The 23,733-nt window shown below is 51.9% G+C and carries 22 protein-coding genes; 8 read left to right on the top strand and 14 right to left on the bottom strand.

Translation table 11 applies throughout. From position 1 onward, the window contains the following. Window positions 1-49 precede the first annotated feature (49 nt). The 5 genes from nadC to M0646_RS07190 form a co-directional block, all read right to left on the bottom strand. The gene (nadC, locus tag M0646_RS07170; RefSeq protein ID WP_315863181.1) at window positions 50-904 is read right to left on the bottom strand and encodes a carboxylating nicotinate-nucleotide diphosphorylase; all 855 of its coding nucleotides are present in this window, start codon (window positions 902-904) and stop codon (window positions 50-52) included. A 13-nt stretch (window positions 905-917) separates the two neighbouring features. Beyond that, window positions 918-1,937, bottom strand: coding sequence for an anthranilate phosphoribosyltransferase (trpD, locus tag M0646_RS07175; protein ID WP_286649453.1), 1,020 nt, complete (start codon window positions 1,935-1,937; stop codon window positions 918-920). Between the two features lie 37 nt (window positions 1,938-1,974). After that, complete coding sequence (locus M0646_RS07180; protein ID WP_149819466.1) at window positions 1,975-2,328, bottom strand: hypothetical protein; 354 nt, start codon at window positions 2,326-2,328, stop codon at window positions 1,975-1,977. A gap of 96 nt (window positions 2,329-2,424) precedes the next feature. Further along, the gene (locus tag M0646_RS07185) at window positions 2,425-3,921 is read right to left on the bottom strand and encodes a cobyric acid synthase (protein WP_286649454.1); all 1,497 of its coding nucleotides are present in this window, start codon (window positions 3,919-3,921) and stop codon (window positions 2,425-2,427) included. Continuing rightward, window positions 3,921-5,600 carry an alpha/beta hydrolase gene (locus M0646_RS07190; RefSeq protein WP_286649455.1) on the bottom strand — a complete coding sequence of 560 codons (1,680 nt, stop codon included), beginning with the start codon at window positions 5,598-5,600 and terminating at the stop codon, window positions 3,921-3,923. The genes M0646_RS07185 and M0646_RS07190 overlap by 1 nt, the downstream gene beginning before the upstream one ends. A gap of 382 nt (window positions 5,601-5,982) precedes the next feature. On the opposite strand from M0646_RS07190, the gene M0646_RS07195 reads away from it, so the two are divergent. Continuing rightward, window positions 5,983-6,720: a DUF928 domain-containing protein gene (locus M0646_RS07195; RefSeq protein WP_226971905.1), complete on the top strand. Its 738-nt coding sequence runs from the start codon at window positions 5,983-5,985 to the stop codon at window positions 6,718-6,720. Here the strand turns inward: M0646_RS07195 and M0646_RS07200 are convergent. The 3 genes from M0646_RS07200 to M0646_RS07210 all read right to left on the bottom strand — a co-directional run bounded on the left by M0646_RS07200 (window position 6,712) and on the right by M0646_RS07210 (window position 9,807). Beyond that, window positions 6,712-7,560, bottom strand: a complete 849-nt coding sequence (locus M0646_RS07200; RefSeq protein WP_286649456.1) for a fatty acid desaturase — start codon at window positions 7,558-7,560, stop codon at window positions 6,712-6,714. The genes M0646_RS07195 and M0646_RS07200 overlap by 9 nt on opposite strands. 94 nt (window positions 7,561-7,654) lie before the next feature. Further along, entirely contained in the window at window positions 7,655-9,037 is a 1,383-nt protein-coding gene (gene hemN / locus M0646_RS07205; protein ID WP_286649457.1) for an oxygen-independent coproporphyrinogen III oxidase, read from the bottom strand. 38 nt (window positions 9,038-9,075) lie between these two features. After that, window positions 9,076-9,807: a heme oxygenase (biliverdin-producing) gene (locus tag M0646_RS07210; RefSeq protein ID WP_286625119.1), complete on the bottom strand. Its 732-nt coding sequence runs from the start codon at window positions 9,805-9,807 to the stop codon at window positions 9,076-9,078. 273 nt (window positions 9,808-10,080) lie between these two features. Between M0646_RS07210 and acsF the strand changes: the two genes are divergently transcribed. Next, entirely contained in the window at window positions 10,081-11,145 is a 1,065-nt protein-coding gene (gene acsF / locus M0646_RS07215) for a magnesium-protoporphyrin IX monomethyl ester (oxidative) cyclase (RefSeq protein ID WP_286625120.1), read from the top strand. Between the two features lie 2 nt (window positions 11,146-11,147). On the opposite strand, the gene M0646_RS07220 is transcribed toward acsF, so the two are convergent. Continuing rightward, on the bottom strand, window positions 11,148-11,450 hold the full coding sequence (locus tag M0646_RS07220; RefSeq protein WP_149819480.1) for a DUF3181 family protein: 303 nt from the start codon (window positions 11,448-11,450) through the stop codon (window positions 11,148-11,150). 328 nt (window positions 11,451-11,778) lie between these two features. On the opposite strand from M0646_RS07220, the gene M0646_RS07225 reads away from it, so the two are divergent. From M0646_RS07225 to M0646_RS07235, 3 genes are all read left to right on the top strand, one after another. After that, window positions 11,779-14,187 (top strand): dynamin family protein, encoded by a 2,409-nt coding sequence (locus M0646_RS07225; RefSeq protein WP_286649458.1) that lies wholly within the window; start codon window positions 11,779-11,781, stop codon window positions 14,185-14,187. 134 nt (window positions 14,188-14,321) lie between these two features. Beyond that, window positions 14,322-15,263, top strand: coding sequence for a diguanylate cyclase regulator RdcB family protein (locus tag M0646_RS07230; RefSeq protein WP_286649459.1), 942 nt, complete (start codon window positions 14,322-14,324; stop codon window positions 15,261-15,263). A gap of 2 nt (window positions 15,264-15,265) precedes the next feature. After that, window positions 15,266-16,354, top strand: coding sequence for a patatin-like phospholipase family protein (locus tag M0646_RS07235; protein ID WP_149819486.1), 1,089 nt, complete (start codon window positions 15,266-15,268; stop codon window positions 16,352-16,354). A 30-nt stretch (window positions 16,355-16,384) separates the two neighbouring features. Here the strand turns inward: M0646_RS07235 and M0646_RS07240 are convergent, their stop codons facing one another. Continuing rightward, entirely contained in the window at window positions 16,385-16,804 is a 420-nt protein-coding gene (locus tag M0646_RS07240; protein ID WP_149819488.1) for a photosystem I reaction center subunit II PsaD, read from the bottom strand. A 378-nt stretch (window positions 16,805-17,182) separates the two neighbouring features. Between M0646_RS07240 and M0646_RS07245 the strand changes: the two genes are divergently transcribed. Continuing rightward, window positions 17,183-17,827 (top strand): YqiA/YcfP family alpha/beta fold hydrolase, encoded by a 645-nt coding sequence (locus tag M0646_RS07245; RefSeq protein WP_286649460.1) that lies wholly within the window; start codon window positions 17,183-17,185, stop codon window positions 17,825-17,827. Here M0646_RS07245 and M0646_RS07250 read toward each other — a convergent pair. Next, window positions 17,796-18,776, bottom strand: coding sequence for a methyltransferase domain-containing protein (locus M0646_RS07250; RefSeq protein ID WP_286649461.1), 981 nt, complete (start codon window positions 18,774-18,776; stop codon window positions 17,796-17,798). The two genes, M0646_RS07245 and M0646_RS07250, sit on opposite strands and share 32 nt — an antisense overlap. 232 nt (window positions 18,777-19,008) lie before the next feature. Between M0646_RS07250 and ribBA the strand changes: the two genes are divergently transcribed. Further along, the gene (gene ribBA, locus M0646_RS07255; protein WP_286649995.1) at window positions 19,009-20,652 is read left to right on the top strand and encodes a bifunctional 3,4-dihydroxy-2-butanone-4-phosphate synthase/GTP cyclohydrolase II; all 1,644 of its coding nucleotides are present in this window, start codon (window positions 19,009-19,011) and stop codon (window positions 20,650-20,652) included. 54 nt (window positions 20,653-20,706) lie between these two features. On the opposite strand, the gene M0646_RS07260 is transcribed toward ribBA, so the two are convergent. Genes M0646_RS07260 through M0646_RS07270 form a run of 3 tightly spaced genes read right to left on the bottom strand, consistent with a single transcriptional unit; the run spans window position 20,707 to window position 22,828 of the window. Further along, a complete protein-coding gene (locus M0646_RS07260) occupies window positions 20,707-21,294 on the bottom strand; it encodes a 4'-phosphopantetheinyl transferase superfamily protein (protein WP_286625126.1) in 588 nt (195 codons plus the stop codon). A 1-nt stretch (window position 21,295) separates the two neighbouring features. Beyond that, on the bottom strand, window positions 21,296-21,733 hold the full coding sequence (locus M0646_RS07265) for a hypothetical protein (RefSeq protein ID WP_226971906.1): 438 nt from the start codon (window positions 21,731-21,733) through the stop codon (window positions 21,296-21,298). A gap of 60 nt (window positions 21,734-21,793) precedes the next feature. Beyond that, complete coding sequence (locus M0646_RS07270; RefSeq protein ID WP_149819497.1) at window positions 21,794-22,828, bottom strand: Gfo/Idh/MocA family protein; 1,035 nt, start codon at window positions 22,826-22,828, stop codon at window positions 21,794-21,796. A 143-nt stretch (window positions 22,829-22,971) separates the two neighbouring features. On the opposite strand from M0646_RS07270, the gene queC reads away from it, so the two are divergent. Beyond that, complete coding sequence (queC, locus tag M0646_RS07275) at window positions 22,972-23,673, top strand: 7-cyano-7-deazaguanine synthase QueC (protein WP_149819499.1); 702 nt, start codon at window positions 22,972-22,974, stop codon at window positions 23,671-23,673. Window positions 23,674-23,733: the final 60 nt, after the last annotated feature.

Below are 23,733 nucleotides of genomic sequence, written 5' to 3' on the forward strand. Positions count from 1 at the left end.
CAACCTCCCAAAATAGGTACTAACGTTGTGGGCAAGAGGTGGACAGGACTCAAAGAATGGTCAAACTAAAGTCTAGCCAAGGGGAACGCGTGATCATCGCGCTGGTGGAGATGTAGTCTACCCCCGTCAAGGCCACCGAGCGCAAGGTTTCCAAGGTGATATTGCCAGAGGCCTCAATTTTAATGTGGGGAGCTGCAGCACGAATCAAGGCCACGGCTTTTGCCATCTCTGGAATCGGCATATTGTCGAGCATGATCCCATCCACCCCAAGGGAAACCGCTTCACGCACCTGCTCTAGGGTCTCGGTTTCCACCTCAATCGCCAAGGGAAAGGGACTGGCTTGGCGGACTTTTTCAACCGCAGCCGTGATGCCCCCCGCTGCCACAATGTGGTTGTCCTTGATCATAATTGCATCGTCAAGGCCAAAGCGATGGTTGACACCGCCCCCCACCGCCACTGCATATTTTTCTAACAGGCGCAGTCCGGGCGTTGTTTTGCGGGTATCGACGAGTTGCGTCGGCAAGTCAGCAATTTGCTGGGCATAGGTATGGGTGAGGGTGGCAATGCCACTGAGGCGCATCAAGCAATTGAGGGCCAGCCGTTCGCCAAGGAGTAAGGTTTCTAGGGGAGCTTCAATGCGAGCAACAATTGTCGGCGCCTCACAAAGGGTGCCCTCAGCCTGCTCGTAGGTAAATACTACTGCTGCTGTCAGGCGTTGAAACACCCGCTCCACAATGGGCAGACCGGCAATCACTCCCTGACTTTTGAGACGGATGTGGGCTTTTCCTTGGCGATCCTGAAGATGCAGGGCTTGGGTGGTGCGATCGCCCCGACCGATGTCCTCCTGTAACCATTGATCCAAGAGGGGATCTAAAACACACCAAGGGGGCAAATAGGCAGACACCACAGAGGTTTTCCTAGGATTGGTTAGACAGTGTAACAAGTGCCTGTAGCTTGTCCCAGGCGGCACCACTGGCCAGAATTGCCTTTGCCCGATCCACCCCTTCCCACCAATCTTGAACGACTGCTGCCACGTAGAGAGCTAAGGCGGCATTGAGCGCCACCACATCCTGCTGAGCCGTTGTGCCTTTGCCCTGCAGAACTTGGGTAAGAATCTCGGCATTGGTCTGGACATCTCCTCCAGCCAGATCCCTCAGGGGGGCACTGGCGAGTCCCAAGGCTTGGGGATCAAGGACTTCTTGGCGCAGCGATTCCTCAGGGCTACTAAACATGACAAGATCGGTCATATTGCCGAGGGTGGCTTCATCCACTCCTTCGCGACCATAGAGGACAATCCCGCGTTGGCGTCCGAGACGTTGGAGGGCGCCGGCCATGGCTTCAAGATAGCGATCGCTAAAGACACCAATCACCTGCCCTGTGGGGTGGAGCGGATTCACCAAAGGACCGAGGAGATTAAAGACGGTGCGAATTTTCAGGGTACGGCGCAGGGGAGCCACGGCTTTCATGGCGGGATGCCAACCGGGGGCAAAGAGAAACGTAATCCCCACTTCCTTGAGCAAAAAGGCGGGATCGCTGTGAGCAAGATTGATCCCAAGGCACTCAAGGACATCCGCTGAACCGACGCGGCTAGAGACGGAACGATTGCCGTGCTTAGCCACTTTGACACCGGCTGCTGCGACAACAAAGGCAACCGCTGTGGAGATATTAAAGGTACCCGCGCGATCGCCCCCAGTGCCGCAGGTATCAATGAGGGGTTCGGCTAAATTTAGCGGCGCAGCGGCGGACTGAGCCAGCAATACCTTGGCCATGCCCGTGAGTTCCTCAACCGTCAGCCCCTTGAACTGGAGTGCCGTGAGAATGGCACCGGCGAGGGCATCGGGAATTTCTGCTGCCAGCCATCCTTGCATTAACTGGGTGGCCTGCTCTTGCGTCAGGGCTTGGCGATCGAGGAGTTGTTGGAGCAGGTCAGACCACATTGAACTGTGTCGGCAGAGAATCGAGACTGAATTAGACTTAATTGAGTTGTTGCTGGCGCTGACGTGCCTGCCAATAGTGCATCGGTAAGCAAAGCAGCGAAGAGGTGGTGAGCAAAAAGGCCAAGAGTGCGGTGATTTTGCACATTTGACCTAAATCGGTGCCTTCTAATGGTACAGCGATTTGCAGACCCCGCGCACCACAATAGACGAGCCAATAGACAAAGATCATGCGCCAAAGGGTTTCACCATAGGCCTCTTGGGGGGAATACTCCCGCAGGGGACATTGTTTTTCCTCTTGATAAGCTGTGTACAAGAGCCAGCTTAAGCCACTCAGAGCGGCGATCGCTGAAACAATTAAGATTCCCACTGACCAAGAAGCAGCCACTGTCATTGTTCTTTTGCACTCCCTATCATCAGCACATCGTTCCTCAGTCTAGGGGAGTCATTTGCAAGGGATGACAATTGCTAACAATTTGAAATTTTTACATCAACATAATTTACAAATGCTCCCTAGGTTCAGATGAGCCATCACGGCTTCTGTAAGTTGATCCAGTGCAACAGTCCGTTGCTCGGCATAGTGGGGAATGGCTGTGGGTAGGGGGGGCAGTTGACGGCGCGATCGCAACCCATTCAGCCAATGGCGGCGCCAAGCACCATTTTCCAATAGCCCATGCAGGTAGGTGCCCCAAAGCGTGCCCGCTGTGTTAACAAGGCCGAGTTCTGAAGCAGAAAAAAGGGGCTGCCAACCGTTGAGATCGCCTGTGTATTCACTTTGGCCTTGGTGAATTTCATAGCCCACGATCGGCTCAGGACCGGGGAAATAAATGGATTGGGTTTGTTGTTGCTGGGTACATTTGCTTACCCCCAATTGCGTGTGCAGTGGCATGAGTCCCAGTCCTTTATAGGTGCCGGGGCAGCCCTCTAGGCCTAGAGGATCGCTGATGGTGATACCCAAAATCTGCCACCCACCGCAAATACCGAGAATGGTTCCCCCTTGGGCAGCGTAGGCTTGTAGTTGCTCTGCCATCCCCGTTTGCCGTAGGACGTGGAGATCGGCAATCGTCGTTTTCGTCCCCGGCAGGATCACGGCATCGGGTTGCCCCAAGGGACGATGGGGGGGTAGAAACTCAAGGGAGACACTGGGTTCCGCTAGGAGGGGATCCACATCGGTGAAGTTGGCAATGCGCGGCAGCCGAATGACGGTGATTTTCAAGTCTGCCCCTTGGCGTTGGGGACGCGGATCCCACAGATCGAGAGAATCCTCGGCAGCGTAGTGGTGCTCGAGCCAGGGAATCACCCCTAAAACCGGTACTCCTGTAGTCTCCTCTAGCCATTGCACACCACTGTCAAGGAGCGATCGCTGGCCACGAAATTTATTAATGACAATCCCCTGAATGAGCGATCGCTCAGCAGGATCAAGAAGCATCAATGTCCCGACAATATGGGCAAAGACGCCCCCCCGATCAATATCCGCCACAAGGATCGTCGGTGCCCCAAGATACGTCGCCACCCGCATATTGGTGAGATCGCGGTGCTTGAGATTAATTTCTGCGGGTGACCCTGCACCTTCACACACAATCCAGTCAAAGCGTTGTCGCAGATCCGCCAAGGCCTCGGTAATCGCCTGCCAACCCCGCTCAAAATAGTCCCGATAGTAGTCTGCTGCTTGGGTGACCCCCGCCACCTGCCCCTTGAGAATCACTTGGGAGGTCATGTTGCCTTGGGGCTTGAGGAGAATCGGGTTCATCGCCACTTCGGGTTCTATCCCTGCCGCCCAGGCCTGCATTGCTTGGGCATAGCCAATTTCACCGCCCTCACGGGTGACGTAAGCATTCAAGGCCATATTCTGTCCCTTAAAGGGAGTGACACGGTAGCCCTGCTGCGCCAGCCAACGACAAATCACCGCTGTGAGGAGAGATTTACCCGCATGGGACGTGGTTCCCACTACCATCAGGGATTTAGCATTCACAGTCGAGTTGATCATTACTTCGCTGCCTGTGGAACCTTTTCCAACAGTTCTGGGGCTAGGGATTGGGTCAGGTTCAGGCCATGGGTGGGCGAACTCAACGCCATTGCTGCGGCCGGTGTCAGCCATTGCCGTGCCTGTTCATCCCCTAGAAGGTGCAAGCGTAAAAAGGCTAAGCTCAATCCTCGCAGATAGGTGCGCGATCGCGGGGGCATGGCACCGACAAGTGACTGGGGCACAGGCAACACCGGTTCATTTTGACCTGCCTCACCAATGGTTGAAAAATGGGTGGCATCGTCTATCAACACCAAGTAGCGATCGGGCGTCGTCAGCCATGTAAAGGGATAAATTTGCTCCTCGACCGCTGGGGCGATCGTATCGTCACTGGCAGCCACAAACATAACGGGAATTTTCAACTGCCTCAAGGATTCAGGACTAAAGACAGCACTGGTAATCGGGTTAACAGCAATCACCGCTTGCACACGGGGATCCTGTAGGGAATAGACCTTTGGTGGTAATGCTTGCGCTTGGCATTGGAGCAGCAGTGACACATTAAACGAGTCGAGAACACTTCTTGTGCAATGTCGCCGCAGTTGTTGAAAATCCAACGGTGCCCCCGCGAGGGTGAGAGCCGTGTAGCCGCCAAAGGACTGACCAATCATTGCCACCCGCTCCAAATTTAGCCGCCCTGCCCAAGGATAGAGTTGCTCAGGAAATGTCCCTAAACGATTGAGGACAAACGTGACATCGAGGGGGCGATCCAGAAATTCTTGGGCCGCCATCCTTGGACTGACATAGCCCATGGGAAAGGACAGTACCTGCCGGGTCGAGCTACCAACGTGCTCAAGGGCAATCACCGCAAAACCGTGGGAGGCCAGATGTTGACACAAATAGCGATAGCTGTAGCGACTTGCCCCCAGTCCATGGGAAACAATGACCACTGGAACCCGCTGTCCCGCAGGAACGATGGGTAGATAGAGATCCGCTGCAATGGGGCGGGAATGTCCCGTCAACTGCAACCGCCGAGGCGATTCATCCACCGCTGTCCAAGGCATCTCTAGCCACCGCCAAGGCCCCGGTTGGAGCAGTGATTGCACACTGGCAGGAATAGATTCTGGCTGATTTGCGATCGCCTGTTGACGAACAACATCCAGAATTGTCTCTGTTTCGCGGATTGTCTGCTGGAAGTTTTTGAGAATCACGAGTCCTTCCTTGAGGTCAAAGCGGATACTGCGGGAGGGGTAATGGCGCATCACACTCAACGCGGTGAGACCCTTGGGATCAGTGGCAGCGAGAATCAGGGCTGATCGCAGGGCAAGGGCATTTTCTTGACGGCTTTGGGTTTCGAGGATCCGACCCGCTTGCACCATCAATTCTTGACCTAGGGGGGAGTACAACAGTTGGGCAACAGCCACGGGGGACAATCGCAGCCGTTCTTGTAAGGCCAACCGCAATTGCTGCTGATGCACAGGCGGCAATAACCGTAAATAGCTGGCGAGTTCTGGGGAGGCTTGGCCAGTGGTAGCAAAGCGTTCTAAATCAGCAATGGGGAGCGATCGCTCCAAAGGGCCATAGCGAAAAATAATCCGTTCTGCTGCCGTTGCCGACAGCCCCCTTGATCCCGCCAAAAAGATGCTGAGACCCGCCACAACACTGAGGGGGGGCAAGAGAAACCACTTAAGGGAGAGAGTGTTCACAGCGAGGAGTCACGCAACACCACTAGATCAAGAAATTTAGAAAAGTAGTGGGAACAGCGCTCAGCGCAAAAATTCTATAGGTACTTTCCAGTATAGAGATAGCCCTTTGCTAATATGCCTGCTGCTGACATCATGCCCGCGCCACTTTGGAACTGCTAGGGTGCTGTCCTCGTCTGGAAAACTACTCAGGTTGTGAGCCAGCGCAATACCAGTACGTGATGGACATCATCACCCTCTCGTTGGCGCTATCACCCCGCAGCCCACACCCAACTCCTATGGTAGTAGTGTGGCAGGTAGGGAAATGACCAAAGATTAACGATAAGCCCCCCTAACACTTCCCGCTACCGCTTTTCATTAAGGATCTTGACCTATGAAACGCCCTATGTTCACGTCACTGCGATATTTCGTTCCTTGGAGCTTGGCCGTACTCATCCTCGATGTGGGTCTGAGTTGGGCGGGATTCACGCCCCCGAAAAACCTATCCCGGCCGGGGAATCGGGAGGGGGCAGCCACTCGCGGCGTCTGTAGAGTGCAAACAGCGGCGAACGAACCGGATTTAACCGCCTTAGTACCAGCAAGTAATATTGGTTTAACGGCAGCCAATCGTCCCACGTTTTACTGGTATTTACCCGCCAATAATTACCAAGCTCTGGAGTTTGCCCTCTTTCAGAACCTTGCCGATGGGACGCAGGTGCAAATTTACAAGCAGCAGTTTCCGATGGCCCATCGCCCGCGCCTAGACAGTATTACGTTGGCGGGTGACGTACCGCCCCTACAGGAGGGGGTGGATTACCGCTGGACGGTGAGTCTCATTTGTAATCCCCGGGATCCTGATCCATCACAGATTCGCTTTGTGGAAGGTTGGGTACAGCGGGTGGCACTACCAGCGACCTTGAACAAGCAACTGCGCCAAACCAGTCCTGTAGAACGCTATAACCTGCTGGCTAGCCATGGTCTGTGGTACGATGCCCTCGAGACATTGGTCAAACTGCGGCAGCAACAGCCAACTAACCCCAAGGTGAATGCCCTGTGGACAGAGTTAATGACCGCTGAGGAGGTTGGCCTCAAGCGCCTGAGCAATTTGGCGATCGCCCAACGGAGCCGAGGCAATTTACGGTAACTTAGACAGGGCGGTGGAGGGGGGCAACTGTACCTTGGAGGCAAGCCCCAGTGCTTGGAGTGTGCGAATCACCCACCAAGTGGGATCCACTTCCCACCAGTACCAGCCGGCCTTGGCCACGTGGGGATAGGCGTGGTGGTTGTTGTGCCAACCTTCACCATAGGTAAGGAGTGCTGCCCACCAGAGATTGCGGGAGTTATCCGGCGTATCGAAGCGGCGGTAGCCCCATTTGTGGGTCACGGAGTTGATAAACCAAGTGCTGTGCCAGAGGAAGACCGCCCGCACAAACATCCCCCACAGCAGCCATGACCAACCCCCTAGGCCATAGAGCAGCAACGCAAGGGGCACTTGCAGCAGCAAAAAGTAGCGATCGAGCCAGCGGTAAAAGGCATCTCGTGTCAAATCCGGGGCATAGCGGGCATACTCCTCAGCATCAAAAAATTGGCGGTGGGGATAGACCAGCCAGAGCATATGGCTCCACCAAAAGCCCCGCCGCGCTGAGTAGGGATCTTTGACTTCATCTTCGGTGTGGGCATGGTGCAAGCGGTGACCGGCAACCCAAAAAATGGGACCTCCCTGCATGGCCAAGGCACCCAAAACAGCAATGATGTACTCCAACCACTGGGGCACTTGAAAACTGCGGTGACTCAAGAGGCGATGGTATCCCAAGCAAATGCCGATACTACCAAAGAGCCAGTGCAGAAAGATGGTGACCGCCAAGGCTGACCAAGAGAAAAAGAAGAGGGCAACTACGGCTAAGCCATGGACCGTCGTTAAAAAAAGCACAAAAGCCCAATTGAGGCGGGCAGTTTCAGGTTGGAATTCTAGGGATGATGACATGGGCACTCCTCAACACCGTTTGCAGATTTAGACGCAAGTTGAAATCAAGTGTAATCTAGAGAATTTGAGCCACCAAGACAATCCTCGGCTGAGCCTAAATGGCCTTAGAAAATGTCTTACCAGATTTGTGTTGCAGGTAGGTATCAAAGAGGGCAGCCACATTGCGAATCAGGAGCCGACCCACAGAGGTAACTTCCACGCGATCGCGCCCCAAGTGAATGAGACCATCGGCAGCCAATTCCTGCAGTGCAGTTAACTCAGGGGCAAAGTGGGTATCAAAATCGAGATTGAACTGGCGGGCGATCGCCCCCTTGTCCAAGGTAAATTGACACATCAGCTCCATGATGATGGTGCGGCGCAGCACATCCTCAGGGTGTAATTGAATCCCGCGTTCTGTGGCCAATTGCCCCGACGCAATGTTACTAAAGTAGGTGGCTAGGTGCTTCTGGTTTTGGGCATAGGCCTGCTGCAACATGCTAATTGAGGTGAGACCAAAGCCAATCAAATCTGCGGGGGGCAGGATCGTATAGCCCTGAAAGTTGCGCTTGAGGGTTCCAGCTGCTTGGGCGATCGCCAGCTCATCGGTGGGCTTAGCAAAGTGATCCATGCCAATGTACTGATAACCTTGGCTAGTCAGCGTTTCAATGACCCGCTGCAAAATGGCCAGTTTGGTCGTGCCATCGGGTAGGGTAGCGGGGTCAATTCGCTTTTGGATGGGTTTCAAATTGGGAAGATAGGCAAAGTTAAAGACCGCAATGCGATCGGGGTCAAGGCGCACTGTTTTGGCAATCGTGGTTTCAAAAGATTGCACCGTTTGAAAAGGCAGGCCATAGATCAGGTCAATGTTGACACTCTCAAACTCGGCAGCGCGAATCCACTCCATCACTTGAAACAGCCACGTCTCTGGCTGCACCCGATTGACGGCAAGTTGAACTTGAGGATCAAAGTCTTGCACACCAAAGCTGATGCGGTTGAAGCCCAGATCGCGCAAGCGAAAGAGATACTCGCGGTTGATATAGCGGGGATTCACCTCAATAGAAATTTCGGCATCCTTGGCAAATTCAAAGTGGTGGGTGAGCGTCCGCCACAGGGATTCCACTTGCTCAATGGTGAGATAGTTGGGGGTACCGCCGCCCCAATGCATTTGAATCACTGGACGAGTGCGATCCAGCCGTGCCGCCACTTGGGCAATTTCCTCTGCTAAGGCATCCAAGTAGGTTTTGGCAATGGTTTGGCTTTGGGTGACGATGACATTGCAACCGCAAAAATAGCAGGCGGTCTGGCAAAAGGGAATATGCACGTAGAGGGACAGAGGCAGGTGCTCTTCGTTACTCCGCAGCAGTTCCCGTTGGAAACAGTGGCTATCAAAGTCAGCAGTAAACTCGGCAGCCGTGGGGTAACTGGTATAGCGGGGCAAGGGGCGATCGTATTTTTGCAGTAGTGCCCCATCAAATTGAATCGGCTGAATCACACTCATGGATATTTGCAAGCTCCTAACAAGATCAACAGTGGGCCTTAAACGGCAACGGCTTCAGGACGGGATTGCTCACGCCGACTGGGCTGATTCTCGATCACCACGGACTGCCACATCTGATCGCCAATGGTGGCTTTTAACTCCGACTCAAGGGCGTGCATGAGGTGGCAGTTGAGGGCAAAGGCAAAGTTGGCTTCCTTGACAATGCGGGCGATCGCGACCTCATCGAGGCTGAGGCTATCCAAGGTTTCCCGATAGCGCTGCTTAAAGGCTTTCTTGTCTTCTGGGGTTGGCAGGGCTGGAAACTCGTAAAAGGCGGTGCCCTTGCCTGCGGGGAGGGTCAACTGCGAACGCACAATTTTGCTGAGGGCTTGTCCCCCAGAGAGATCCCCCATATAGCGGGTGTAGGAATGGGCAATGAGCAACAGAGGATCACTTTGGGCGAGGTCATGAATACGACTGAGGTAAACGCGGGTGGCCGTGAGGGGGGTAATCTGATCGCGCCAATCCTCGCCATAGTAGAAGGCCAAGTCTTCGGCCAGTTGGCCACTGCGGTTCAGTTCGGGGAAGTACATGGCTCGCAGGCGATCGCCCGTAGCACTGGCTAAGGCAGCTTCGAGGTCGGTGTACACAAAGTAGAGATTGGCCAAGAACTGGCGGAAGAGGCTCGGCGTAATCAACCCGCGGACAAAACATTTCATGAAGGCGGTGTGTTCGGCCAAGGTGTGAGCCTCAGCAGTTCCTTCCCGCAGCGCAAGAGAGAGCACGGTCATACCTGTAACTCCTGAAATCAGTTTTAACAATCTTTTTTGAGGCAAAGCCATCCTGCCAGCGGCGAATGGCCGTGGGCTGAACGGGGGCAGAAGGGCAAACTAAGGGTGAGTATTACTTTTTGACCATATGGCTGTCAAGTGAAACTTCAAAAAACATTACAAAACTGCCTACTTTTGCAAAATCGTCAAGACGGTTATTGACCGTCCTGAGGGATATAGTATAGTAAAACGGTATGACCTACATAGGTTTAGTTCTATAGGAGTGAACAGCTTATGGTGGCGATCGCCCCCAATCCCGATGCGAGTCAGAGCGTTAAAACCATTCGTGAAAACCTTTTAACCCCCCGCTTTTACACAACAGATTTTGAACACGCAGCAAAACTTGACCTGAGTCGCCAGCAGGAACAACTCGAAGCAATGTTGGCGGAAATGCGGGCAGACTACAACCGCCATCACTTTGTCCGCGATGACTCCTTCAAAGGCACATGGGACACCTTGGATGCAGAGACCCACAAAGCCTTTATTGATTACCTTGAGCGTTCCTGTGTCTCTGAGTTTTCAGGGTTTTTGCTCTTTAAGGAACTCTCGCGCAAGCTGAAGAATCGCAACCCCCTCTTGGCGGAAATCTTTCACCTCATGGCACGGGATGAAGCGCGACACGCAGGGTTTCTCAACAAGGCAATGATGGATTTTGGCCATGCCATGGACTTGGGCTATCTCTCCAAGGCGCGCACCTACACGTTTTTCCCCCTGCCATGGGTGCTCTACACCGTCTATCTATCGGAGAAAATTGGCTACTGGCGCTACATCATCATCTACCGTCACCTAGAAAAGCACCCCGAACATTCCTTCTATCCCCTCTTTAACTACTTTGAAAGTTGGTGCCAAGACGAAAACCGCCACGGCGATATTTTCAAGGCATTGATCCACTCCCAACCCCAGTTGATTCAAGGCTGGGGTGCCAAACTATGGATGCGCTTCTTCCTGCTGACGGTGTTTGCCACCCATACGCTGACGGTGCATGAGCGTGCCAAATTCTATGAAGCCCTTGGCCTTGATGCCACGGAATTCGATCGCGAGGTCATTGCCAAAACCAATGAAACGGCCGCTCGCACCTTCTCGGTGGTGCTCAATGTCGATCACCCTGACTTTTATCCGCGGCTGCAACGCTGTGTCGAAATCCATAAAAAACTCCAAGCCATTGAAGCCAGCAATCAACCCAAGTGGCTGAAGGCCTTGCGGAAGCTTCCTCACCAGTTGGCGATCGCGGGTCATCTCCTGCGCATTTATCTGTTGCCCCCCGTCAATGCCCAACAGGAATGGGGCACCGTGCACTAGGGCTAAAGCTCCTCTTGGCGAAAACGGTTGAGCAGTTCCACCAGCAGCTCTTGGTTGGCCTTGGGGATCAGGCGATCGAGGGAAAGGGACTGCTGACCCCCGCCGAGGGGAACTGAAACCTCCTGCAAAACACTCGTGACCTGTGCCGAATTAACCTCCCCCTGCTCTAGGAGGGGCAAAAAGGCTTCGGCGAGGGGGGTTGCCAGCTTTGCATCAGCGAGATACAGATGCCATTTGGCCACATCCATATAGATATCACGGCCAATTTCAGCCGCAAGACGTTCAATTAAGGGGGTACGACTCATTTAGATCACCGCTTTTTCATTCACTCTATTTGTACCAGTCAAGGGGGGCGATCGCTAAAACAGACCGATCATGGGATAGTAATTGGGAAAACACCTGTGGACAAGGATCAGGCTCACCCATAGAAGGCCAATCATTAATTTTTGTTAAGAACTAAAACCCTAACAGTCTTTTCCCTAAGTGCTGAATGCGCTCAAAGCAGCCAAAATCAATGGTTACAGGGAGCATGTCCTTTTTCTTTTAGGAAAGAGCTGTAGATTACAACAGTTTTTATTCTTTGTGCTACCATAGGCATCAGTTCTCTTTTAATTGCTCTTAATTGCTGATTGTATGGCTACGACTATCCCCCCCGGCATTCCCCAAGACATTCAGCCAAGTGAGACCCTACTAGAAAACTTGCGCCAGGATGTCATTCATTTGCTGAAACAGACCGTTGGCATTGTTGAACGCTACAACAGCCTCCATAAAACAGCAGAGAGGGATTCATCTCAAGAAAAAACAGAATTTTCAGGTACAGCAGCGATTCGGCAAGCCCTCACCAACGTTGAGGAAATGGCTCTACGCATGGCCGTGGTCGCCCCCATGAAAGCCGGCAAATCCACGATTATCAATGCAATTGTCGGTCAACCGCTTTTGCCTGCCCGCAATACTGCCATGACCGCTACTGCAACGGAAATCGTTTTAGATACAAACTACCCTGAACCTGTTCTCTTTGTCCCCGAAGAAACCCTCGCTTTATTCAAAAAGGCAGCGGTGAAAATCCGCCAAGAATACAATAGGAATTGTGACAACGTTAAAGCTAAGTTACAGAAATATCCTCATCTTTACACCACATTTGAAAACATTATCAGGAATGACGGCACTTTGTTCAAAGAAGAAACAACAGGTGTCGAAAGTGTGCGTGAAGCCCTGCAACTAATGAATGATTTGGTACGTTTAGCCAGCCAAATAGTTCCTGCCTACAACCCTGTAAAGCGGATGCGGGAGCTACCCCAGATCAGAGTAGCACCTTTTACCTCTGAAGGCGAGGCTATCAACACCGCTTTGGGCAACCTTGTGATTATTGACACTCCAGGTCCTAACGAAGCAGGCGAGAACTTAGAAATCAAGAATATTTTTGCTGAACAACTTGAGCGTAGTAGTCTCATTTTGGTTGTCCTAGACTTTACCCAACTCAAGACTGAAGCGGCTAAAAGTGTTCAAGAAACCGTTCAGGCAATTGCTGAGATTCGTGGTGGAACTGAAAATATCTATGCCCTCGTAAACAAAGTTGATCAACGACGCACAGGGGATATGACTCCTGCAGAAGTGCGGGAGTTTGTGCAGCAGGAATTTAGAATTCCTAGCTCTCATGTTTTTGAGCTATCTGCCCAACGAGCCTATTGTGCTGCTCGTTTCCTGAAGCAGCATGACTTAGGAGAAGACTGGCGGACTCGACCTGAAGCCAGAGATTTGGCAAGAGAAATTCTTGGGGATGACTGGGAAGAAGACTTAGAAGATATTGACAAAGACGCGTTTACTAAGAAAGCTAGAAAGCAGTGGTATGAACGCTCAGGATTTTATCAGTTTTTCACTAAAGTGATTAGTGAACTCATTAAAATTGCTGCACCGAAAGTAATCAGAGAATCTCTAAACATCACTCACGGCTTTATTCATAAGCTTCTTGAAGACATTAATTTGCGAAAAAGAAGCTATCAAGCAACCCTAGATACACTTGAGGATGAAATTAAGCAACTAAATCAAGATATTAAGAAAATTGAAAATTCGGCTAATCTTTTGAATATTATCGAGGAGTATCAAAAAGAAATTAAGAATCAGATTGCCAGTGAAGTCTCTGAATTGAAGAACAAGGCAAGAGCAGACGTTAGTCATCTTTTTTCTCAAAAAGAGTATGAGCAGGCTGATGTTCTCAAAAAAGTAATGCTTTTTCTCACAGACTTTGCACACAAATTAACCAACGACAAGTCTCGTGAGGATCATTTAAGGATTCCTTTTAGCTCAAGGCATGACGCTGAAGATTTTCAGGGAAAAATATTTAACCTAGTTTCACAAGAAGCAGAAAAGTTTTTTGGTGATACCCAGAAAAAGATTGAAAAATTTGTAGGAGAAAAAATCCTTGGATTAAAGAAAGAAATAGAGGAAGAAACTCAGCCTATCCTAGAAAAAGCAAGAGAACGACTCCAGATGACTTTTAATGTGCAATTAAGCCTTCCTGATTTTCAGGTTTCAAAGGCTAGTTTTGGCAATTCTGAACTTCGACCCGAACCTTTAACTAGGACTGTCAATAAATTTCGAAAAGTGGAAAAGAGATTTTGGTGGCACTGGCTTTGGCTAATTCCTAAGGAAGTGTATGAAATTTATACAGAGACTATTCAAGAATATGTAGTCTATCTCAATAAAGTCGTTGAGGAAATCAATCGACAAATAGACACCCAAGCGAATCAAATAGAACAAGAAGTTAATAATTATTTAGAAAACGGTTTTAAAGTAGAAGCAGAACAATACATCGAGTATCTCAGTAGCTATCTCAAGGATTATCGAACAACCCTGATTGAGAGCCAAGAATATCAGAGAAAGTCTGCTGTTGAAAAAGAAGAAGTGATGAAGCAACTAGAGCAACTCGAGGAGGATGCTCAAAAAGCGAAGTGTGATATTCCAATTTATTCGCGTCGAGTAGAGGAAGTTCTGGAAAATTATGGTTCTTCCTGCGATTCACCAGCAAATTCCTCTAATCAGTGATTAATTTAGCTTTCCTTGCCGTACAGTGTCAACACTTTTTATCTTTTATGCTAACCTAGCCCCCAGTACTCCCTGACTGCAGATGATGCCGATTTATTTATGTCGATTAAAGTACTTTTTGCGTTGTAGATTCTATGAATTACTCAGCCATTGAAGAGCGAATCCCTCTTGCCAATGATCAACTACTGATTGATTTAGCTAACAGCATTCACACGAATCAGTCTTTGATAGCGTATCGCGCCAATCGAGGTTTTTGGGGTAGGCTACTGGATAGTTTAACAGGTCGCACTTACCAGCAAGATACCCTTCTTGCCCAAAACTTGACCCGAGGACAGGAAGCATTACTGAGCATTACCAATGAACTGATTGAAAAGCTGCAATTTAATGAGTATGCCCTTGTCACTACGCAACACTCTCTCCGAGAAACTCGTGAATGTCTTGTAGCTACGCAGCACTCTCTCCGAGAAACTCGTGAGGAGCTTAATCACAACACGCAGGCATTGAATAGTTTATTGAATAGTTTAATTGAGACCTGCGATCGCAAGTTTCAAGAGCAAGAGAAACGCATTGCTACCCTTGAACGGCGAGTGACGGCACGGGAAGATTTCGATCGCATTTTCTCTCTCTGGCGAAGTGGCCAAAGCTATCACGATCTCCCTTGGGCTATCCAAATCCTATTTTTAGCCCGCGAAATCTACAACAGTTCCATTGCCTACCTAGAACTTGAACAACAAGTCACTTATTATCGCGACCTACTGGTGAATGAAATTTTGGCGCACCAGCGGCACGACTTACCCAAGCATTTCTTCAGTACCGCAACGCTGCTAAAAGTAACTCGGCAAGCAACAGCACAAGAGGATACAGAGATCGTTTACGACATTCTGGCGAGTTGCCGCTATTCAGACTCCTATCCCTTGCTGCACAATATGTCAGCACTATACTGCCAACAGCAGCCTTCCTTTGTCCCTCAGCACCCTCCTTATACCCTAGATGCCAAAGAAGTCATTCAACGGATTGTTCATGAAACTGCCGCTGCAACGTTGCATTCCCTCCAGTCTCTGAAATCCAAGGAGTGATTATGCTAAACACTGGTTCAAAAGTTGGTTTAGTACTCACGGGTGGTGGTGCCAAAGGGGCTTACCAAGTGGGGGCACTGCGCTACCTCGCTGAACAGGGATTTGAACCGCACATTATTGCAGGTACCAGTATCGGTGCCCTCAATGGCGCCATCATTGCCAGCTATCCCCAGCAATTGGCTCGGGGTGTGAGCAAGCTCGAGGAGATTTGGCGTGAGATTGGTGCCGCCAATATCATCTCCGCCAACCCCAACTGGCTCAGCATTCTCATCAGCTATGGCATCCAATCTGCCTTACCTGAATTTGGGGGATGGATCAATACTTTTTTGACAGTGACGGGGATTCTCCCCAAATGCCATTCCGTCTTTGACCCGCGCCCGATCGAAGAACTTGTGCGCTCCTATGTAAACTACAACCAACTGAAACGGGGTACGGAGCTTTGGGTAACGGTTTTTCCCTCATTGCAAATTCCGGGTCTGGGCTATAACCTGTTGATGACATTGATTGACATGTGTCGCGTTTGGACAGGCACAAAAGCTGAGTGGCTGCGGGCACAGGATATGGATGACCCAGAGACGTTATTGAACTTGCTGCTGGCGAGTGCGGCCATTCCTTTGGCCTTTCCGCAGCGACAGGTCAATGGTCAAACCTATGTGGATGGGGCACTTCAGGATAATGTGCCCTTGGGAGCGTTGGCGCAGCGGGGCTGTACCCATGCCATTGTCATTCACCTTGAGGATGGGGTGCCTTGGAATCGTTATGACTTCCCTAATTTGACGATCATTGAGATTCGACCACAGACAGTGCTGAATACTTCAAACACGGTTGTACTGGGGAGTCTAGAAAGCTTGCTCGATTTCCGGAGCGATCGCATTGCCGCCCTGCAAGCACAGGGGTATGCCGATGCCAAGGCAGCCATTGAGCCGATCCTCACCCTTGTGCAGAACCTGAGAACCCTGCGCCAAACCCATGGGGAGTTAAAGGCTTCTACGGCAGCACTCTTGAATCCCGATGAGTTAAAAACCTCTACAGCAGCACTGCTCAATCACAACGTTACTTTAAAATCAATACCCCCCATGGTTGATCCATAGGGGGTCATCAGGAGATAGCTCAGCACCGACCTATGGATCGTAGGGCTTCTTGCCGGTGAACTTCAGTTGCGAGGGATTGGGATTTTGGCCAATGGAGCGGGGCACCGAGTTGACGGCTTCACGCCCTTGGTTCACCTTCTCAGGGAAAACACCATCCTTGGGATGGATCAACACCGTTTCGCCATCGGGGAAAATGCGGTAGATTTTGTAGTCATTGATTTTGCGGGGACGCAGTTGCTGAGCGGCTAGGGCAAGGCACTGCTCCTTACGGGCAAGGTAAACAAGATTTTCCCCTTCACGCATAACCGCAGCCCCAGCCGTCGGCATTTCAAAAACCTGCTCTTTGGGGCTTGTCCAGGTGATGGCGTATTTCTCTTCGGTGTCCGCTGCGCTGAGGAGGCCGCCGGTGCTGCCACCATAGAGCGGGGGTTGCCCAGTGAGTGTTGTCATGCGTTCGATCCTCAATCTCTCACGTTTTCATCCTTAAGATCGGCCAGAGACAACCCTTTTCTTGGATATGGGATACATCAAGGGGATGCAATCTTCTCCCAAGGGCTTTCGCAGTTTTGAGCGTTTGCCCTCCTTGCGAAAAGGGCTGTAGCCAGATTCAACGGCATCGTAGCATTGAAATCGCGGTGTTGATGCGAGTTGTGAGAAACTGTAACAGTTCCTTCAAAATAAGGAATTGTTGTTGAGCTGTTTGATCAGCATTCTGAATTATTTTCAATGATCACCCTTGAACAACCTATGGCTAAAGGGCTAATTTGTTAAGATTATTGACAAAGTGCGACAAAAATATGTCCGCTCCTCACAAGGGATTATTGAGCAATGCAATATCTCTACCTCCATGGATTTGCCTCGTCGCCGCGCTCAAGTAAAGCTCAGTATTTTCGCGATCGCTTTGCGGAACTCGGTCAACCGCTACTCATTCCTGATCTCAATCAAGGGGATTTTTTTCACTTGACCCTGAGTCGTCAAATTGACCAGGTAGAAGCGCTGCTCGCCCCAGAGGAACCCGTCACATTGATTGGCTCCAGTTTTGGTGGCCTGACGGCTGCTTGGCTAGCCGAAAAGCATCCCCAAGTGGTGCAACTCTTTCTTCTTGCTCCTGCCTTTGAGTTTGCGATCCATTGGCTGCCGCGCTTGGGCGATCAATACCGCCGCTGGCAAGAAACGGGTGTGCTGGAGGTGTATCACTACACCAAAGAACGCCTGCTGCCCCTTAGCTATGGCTTTGCCAAGGATTTACTGGAGTACGACGATCGCCAGCTGCAGCGGCCTGTGCCCACCCTCATTTTCCATGGTCTTCAAGATGAGGTGATTCCCATCGAAGCCAGTCGTCGCTACTGTGAAGGCCGCCCTTGGGTGAGTCGAGTGGAATTAGACAGTGATCACGCCCTCAAGGACCTACAGCCGGCCATTTGGGGCATGATGTACCCGATTATTTCTCGGCAGTTGAGTTTAGAGCAATAGCGGGAACTTCGGCTCGCACAGCGCGAAACATGCCAAAGCGGCACAGTCCCATGCCAAAAGCAAGCCGCATCAACAGAAAGGTGGGTACTTCCCGCAAAGATTTCACTAGCCCCGGTAGGCCAAAGTGAATCAGCCCCTCTGGTCGCACAATTCCCTGCCAAATCGAATCTAGCCACGAGGGGAGCGTTTCCTGCGTCCAGTCGGCGGTGATCACCTCTGCAGCCACTAAACCCGTTGCGGCAAGGGCTTCGGCAAAGCCTTCAATACTGGCAAAGGCGGGGTGTACCCATTGATCCAAGAGCTGCCGCATAATGAGCCGCTCCCAGAGGTTCAAGGGGTGCTGGCGATCGTCCCTTTGGTTCCAATCGGCAACCACAAGAATCCCCCCCGGCTTTAGGACACGGAGTAATTCCTTAGCAAACTGCTGTTTATCGGGCATGTGCGGGCCTGCCTCAATTGACCAAACCACGTCAAAGCTGGCATCTGGAAATGACAAGGCTAGAGCGTCATCCACTTGAAACTGCACATTGAGATCGGCAGGAGTGAGTTCCCGCGCCCGGCGTACCTGTTCAGGGCTGATTGTAATTCCCGTCACGTGAAAGCCATAGTCACGGGCAAGGATGCGAGCACTGCCCCCAATACCGCAACCGACATCCAAAACCGTTGTTCCCGGCGGCAGGCGATCGAGACCCCCCCAGCGCACCATTTCATGGACAAAATCTGCCTTTGCTTGGCGAAAGTCCTTGGGACGGGGGGGCGAACCATAGTGGCCAAGGTGAATATGCTCACCCCAGTAAAATTCAAGAATGCCGTCATTGGTCCAGTCGTCATAGGACTCGGCGACAGAGCGGGCAGACTCGTACTTGCGAGGAAACAGGAGATAAAGCGCTAACCCCACGAGGACTAACGCACCAACAATGATAACCAGTATGAGCAATAGATGAGACATGCAGCAGATTGGCTGGTGAAACCTTTCACTATGATGACGAGGTTTTTAGCATTTCCACAAGGGAAAGAGCCACAGATGGGTTTTCATAGGAGATCGTACGCTGTTCAATACTATCTTGAAAAGTTGGTGCAATCCTGCCTGCTAGTGCTGCGGGCACCCAATCCTCGTGAAAAAGGCTGTAACTTAATAATAAGGAGCCTTAAAAATTCTGGAAGGAACTGCCTTGGCGGATGTGCCTGTGTTTGACTCCATTGAATCTGCGTTGGATGCCCTGCGGCGGGGTGAAGTTATCGTCGTGGTGGATGATGAGAATCGTGAGAATGAGGGGGATCTCATTGGTGCCGCTGAGCGTGTGACCCCAGCCATGATTAACTTTATGGCGGTTCATGCCCGAGGACTGATTTGCCTCGCCATGGAGGGCGATCGCCTCGATGAATTGGATTTGCCCTTGATGGTAACAACAAATACCGATAGCAACCAAACTGCCTTTACGGTGAGTGTTGATGCCGGTGCCCGTTGGGGCGTGACCACAGGCATTTCCGCCGAAGACCGTGCCCGCACCATTCAAGCCCTCATTGACCCGACGACCCAGCCTCAAGATTTACGTCGCCCCGGCCATGTGTTCCCTCTGCGATCGCGCCCTGGGGGGGTTCTCAAGCGAGCCGGCCATACCGAAGCCGCCGTGGATCTGACACGGTTGGCAGGTCTCTACCCAGCGGGGGTCATCTGTGAGATTCAAAATCCCGACGGCACCATGTCGCGGCTGCCCCAACTCATTGAATATGCTCGCACCCACCAACTGAAGATTATTAGCATTGCCGACTTAATTAGCTATCGTCTCCAGCATGAGCGTTTTGTCTGCCGCGAAGCTGTGGCCAAGCTACCGACGGAGTTCGGTGAATTTCAAATCTATGGCTATCGCAATTCCCTCGATCAATCGGAGCACGTCGCCATTGTCAAAGGAGATCCTGCCACGTTTAGCGAGCAACCCGTGCTGGTGCGCGTTCATTCTGAATGTTTGACGGGCGATGCCCTCGGTTCACTGCGCTGTGATTGTCGGATGCAACTGCAAGCGGCTCTGAAAATGATTAACGCGGCAGGACGCGGTGTGGTGGTTTATCTGCGCCAAGAGGGTCGTGGCATTGGCCTAGTCAACAAGCTACGTGCCTATTCCCTGCAAGATTTAGGGATGGACACCGTGGAAGCTAATGAGCACCTCGGCTTCCCAGCGGATTTGCGTAACTATGGTGTTGGCGCCCAAATGCTCAATGACTTGGGAGTGAAGCAGATTCGCCTGATTACCAATAACCCCCGTAAAATTGCTGGCCTCAAGGGCTATGGCCTCGAAGTGGTGGATCGGGTGCCCCTGCTGATTGAAGCGACGCCCTACAACACCCCCTACTTGACGACTAAGGCGGAGAAACTGGGGCATCTGCTGCTACAAACTTACCTGATCACAGTGGCCTTTCGCTGGCAGGAGTTGCAATTAGATGCGGGCGATCGCTATGAGCGGTTGGAAAAAATACGTCATCTGGCCGCAGGCGTCCATTTGCTAGTGCGCGAAGAAGCTCGGCCCGTTGCCCAGGCCATCTTTGGACATCCTGACCTGATTGTTCACTTTGGCTTTGACCAACCCCATGTGGCCGATCGCCAGTGGTATCAGCAGCCGGAACACCCCTATGTGCTTGCGGTGCAAACCCTGCTGCGGCAATTTTGCCAATGGCCCACTCTCAAGGGATTTGAGTTTCTCGTAGCGACAGGCAGCGATCCAATGCTCAACCTACCGATGGCTCTCGATCGCCAAGCCTACACCCAACAGCCCCCCAGTGAGTGGCAGCCTCATCTCATCTATTCATGGTCAGCAGTAGCAGGTTAAAGCGTCGATGGGTATCTTGGAACATCTACGCCGTTTTCAAGTGTGAACATTCATTTATCCCACTACTTCTGGCCGAAAAAAAACACACTGGAGCGGCGTTGGCGTTAGCACAACAACACTGGCAATGGCGCGATCGCCCACGGGGAAACTGACTGCCCAATGTTCTAAAGGCTGAGCTGCTGTTCGCTGCCATACCCCGATCCCCTGAGCCTTGAGCCACGCTTCATAGTATGTCCATGCCTGGAGAAACGAGCGATCGCTCCCCTCTAATATCCTTTGTTGCAGAGCCGCCCCAAAAAACCGCCGACTAATGGCTGAACGCTGAGGACAGGGGCGCAAGATCTCTGCATCTACCCCTACAGCCGCCCGGCCACTCACAGCCAACACTGCTAAGTTACCACTATGGCTCCAGTTAAATTCCAAAGCATCCAAATAGGGCTTACCCCCAGCGGTACGCGGTAGAGGCTTCTCGCCAAGATTCGGCTGATAGCGTCGTAAATAGGCGCGCAGGGTAACCTCACGGGGCACATCAGGGGGAAGCGTTAACCACCAAAGATGCAGCGCATGGGAATACAAGGTGAGATTGTCGTGTGGCGCCTGCCATTGAGGGGCAACAATCGGGGGTAGGGGGAAATCCCACACATTAGAGACTGAGGCGTTTTTTTAGTGACAATAGGTGAGTGCGGGGATTAATGGGGCTGCGGGGCAGCGGTAACTCAAAATTCGGCCAATTGGGCAGACTGGCACAGGGACAGTGTACAGGGGGTAACCCATGACAGGGTAGAGGCACAGGCATTTGGCAGCGAGCACAGGGGGTAATGTCCCAACAGTCGCTCAAGAGTTGCGTAATCGTCTCCGCCGTGTCCTCAAGAAAGCAGTCTCCTGCCTGACCAGAGATCACATAGGCCCAGCAGGCCTCAAAGGCTTGACTGTAGCGATCGCCCTGAAGGACAGGTTGCGGCAGCACCGTATGCGCTCCGCCCCAAATACACAGCCGTTTGCCCAGCTGAAACCAGTAGGCGAGATAGGACTTCACCTTTGCTTGGGCTGCCAAAAAGGCACAACCTTCCAGATCCGTCATTGACACAACCCTCGCTGCTGTACTTACTACCCTAGCGCAAGGAAACGAGGGCGATGCGTGCTAACGAATCAGTGCCGCCAAGGAAGCATCCAACTGTCCCCAACTGTGGCCATCAAGGGCTAACTGCTCAATGAGACTGGCCAAGCGCAATGCTTTGAGTGCCTGCTCCCCACCCACCGAGGGGGGTTGACCGCCACGGACGCAGTTGACGAAGTGCTCCAACTCGGCATGGAGAGGTTCAATATTGCTGGTATAGACCTTCTCAATGAGACCGTCTTGGCGGTAAAGGACTTGGCCATGATCGGCACTGCACGATGCGGTGGTTTTGCGGTGAATGAGAATCTCGTTTTTCAGGAAATCTGCCTCCGTGAGGGAATTTTTGCAGTGGGCAGCAATGCGCCGTTGTTTGCGGTGGGTGACTTTACTGGCTGTGAGGGTGGCAATAATGCCGTTGGCAAAGCCCAATGTGGCGGTCACGTAGTCCAGATACCCAGAGTTGGCAGAGCGACTGCCGGCGGCCGTTAGGCGCACCACCGGGGAATTGGTGAGTTCCAGCAACAGGTCAATGTCGTGAATCATTAAGTCGAGAACCACTGAGACATCATTGGCGCGATCGGAGTAGGGACTCATGCGATCGGCTTCAAGGGCAAGGATTTCCTCCGTGCGCAGAACTTTGCTCAGTTCTTGAAATGCAGGGTTAAATCGCTCAATATGTCCGACTTGGAGGATGCACTGGCACTCCGCTGCTGCGTTGACGAGGGATTCTGCTTCACTAATACTGGCGGCAATCGGTTTTTCCACCAAGACATGTACCCCGTGGCGCAAGCAGGTAATGCCTACTTCATGGTGGAGACGGGTGGGCACGGCAATACACACCGCCTCAACGTGGGGCAGCAAATCAACATAGTTTTCAAAAAATTTCACCCGATATTTGCTAGCGGTATCAATGCCCCGCTCCAGATTCACGTCAGAGATGCCCACAAGTTCGACATCTTTGAGTAAACTCAAAACACGGGTGTGGTGCTGACCCATGTTGCCAACACCGATGACGCCAATGCGCAGTGGTTCGGGCTGGGGACGGACGGCAGAACTCATGTCTAGTTATTTCACTCCTCTACGCAACCGGGGAAGGGCTTGGTGTTGGCGATCGCCCGCCGTAAGTAGAAACTCACAGAATGAACATTTTCAGAAAGATGCTACCACAGCATTGCCAAATGTAAAGGTTTTGATAGACAGCTATGATGACGACACCAAAGGCCGTCGTGTTGCTCTCAGGGGGGTTAGACTCCAGCACGGTGTTATTTCGTGCCAAGGCACTGGGTTATGCTTGCTATGCCCTTTCCTTTGACTATGGGCAGCGCCATCGGCGGGAATTAGAAGCCGCGATCGCCATTGCCAGTGCCGCGGGGGTGATTCAGCATCAAATCCTCTCCTTGAATTTGCAGTTATGGGGCGGCTCTGCCTTGACTGATTTGACGATTGACTTGCCCCGCGATCGCGATCTGGCCACCATGAGCCAAGAGATTCCCATTACCTATGTCCCCGCCCGCAATACAATTTTCTTGAGTGTTGCCCTTGCCTATGCCGAAGCCCTAGGGGCGCAAACTGTGCACATTGGCGTCAATGCCCTCGATTACTCTGGCTATCCCGACTGTCGCCCCGACTATATTGCCGCAATGCAGGAGGTCTATCGCTTGGGTACCAAACAGGGGCGTGAAGGCCAGCCCATTGAAATTGTCACCCCCCTCATTGAACTTCACAAAAAAGACATCATTCGTCTGGGGAATGAGTACGGCGTTCCTTGGGAAAAAACTTGGTCCTGTTACAGCGATGACCAACAGGCCTGTGGTCGCTGCGATGCCTGTCGATTGCGTTTAGCGGCCTTTGCCGAGCTGGGTTTAGGGGATCCCTTGCCCTACGCGGTTCACCCCCCGCTCTAGGTTCGGTAAATCCCCCTTTTGCTCATGGCAGCAGCGATCGCACTATAGGAAGGAGAGAGG

The sequence above is a fragment of the Thermosynechococcus sp. B3 genome, assembly GCF_030323045.1.
Classification (GTDB): Bacteria; Cyanobacteriota; Cyanobacteriia; order Thermosynechococcales; family Thermosynechococcaceae; genus Thermosynechococcus.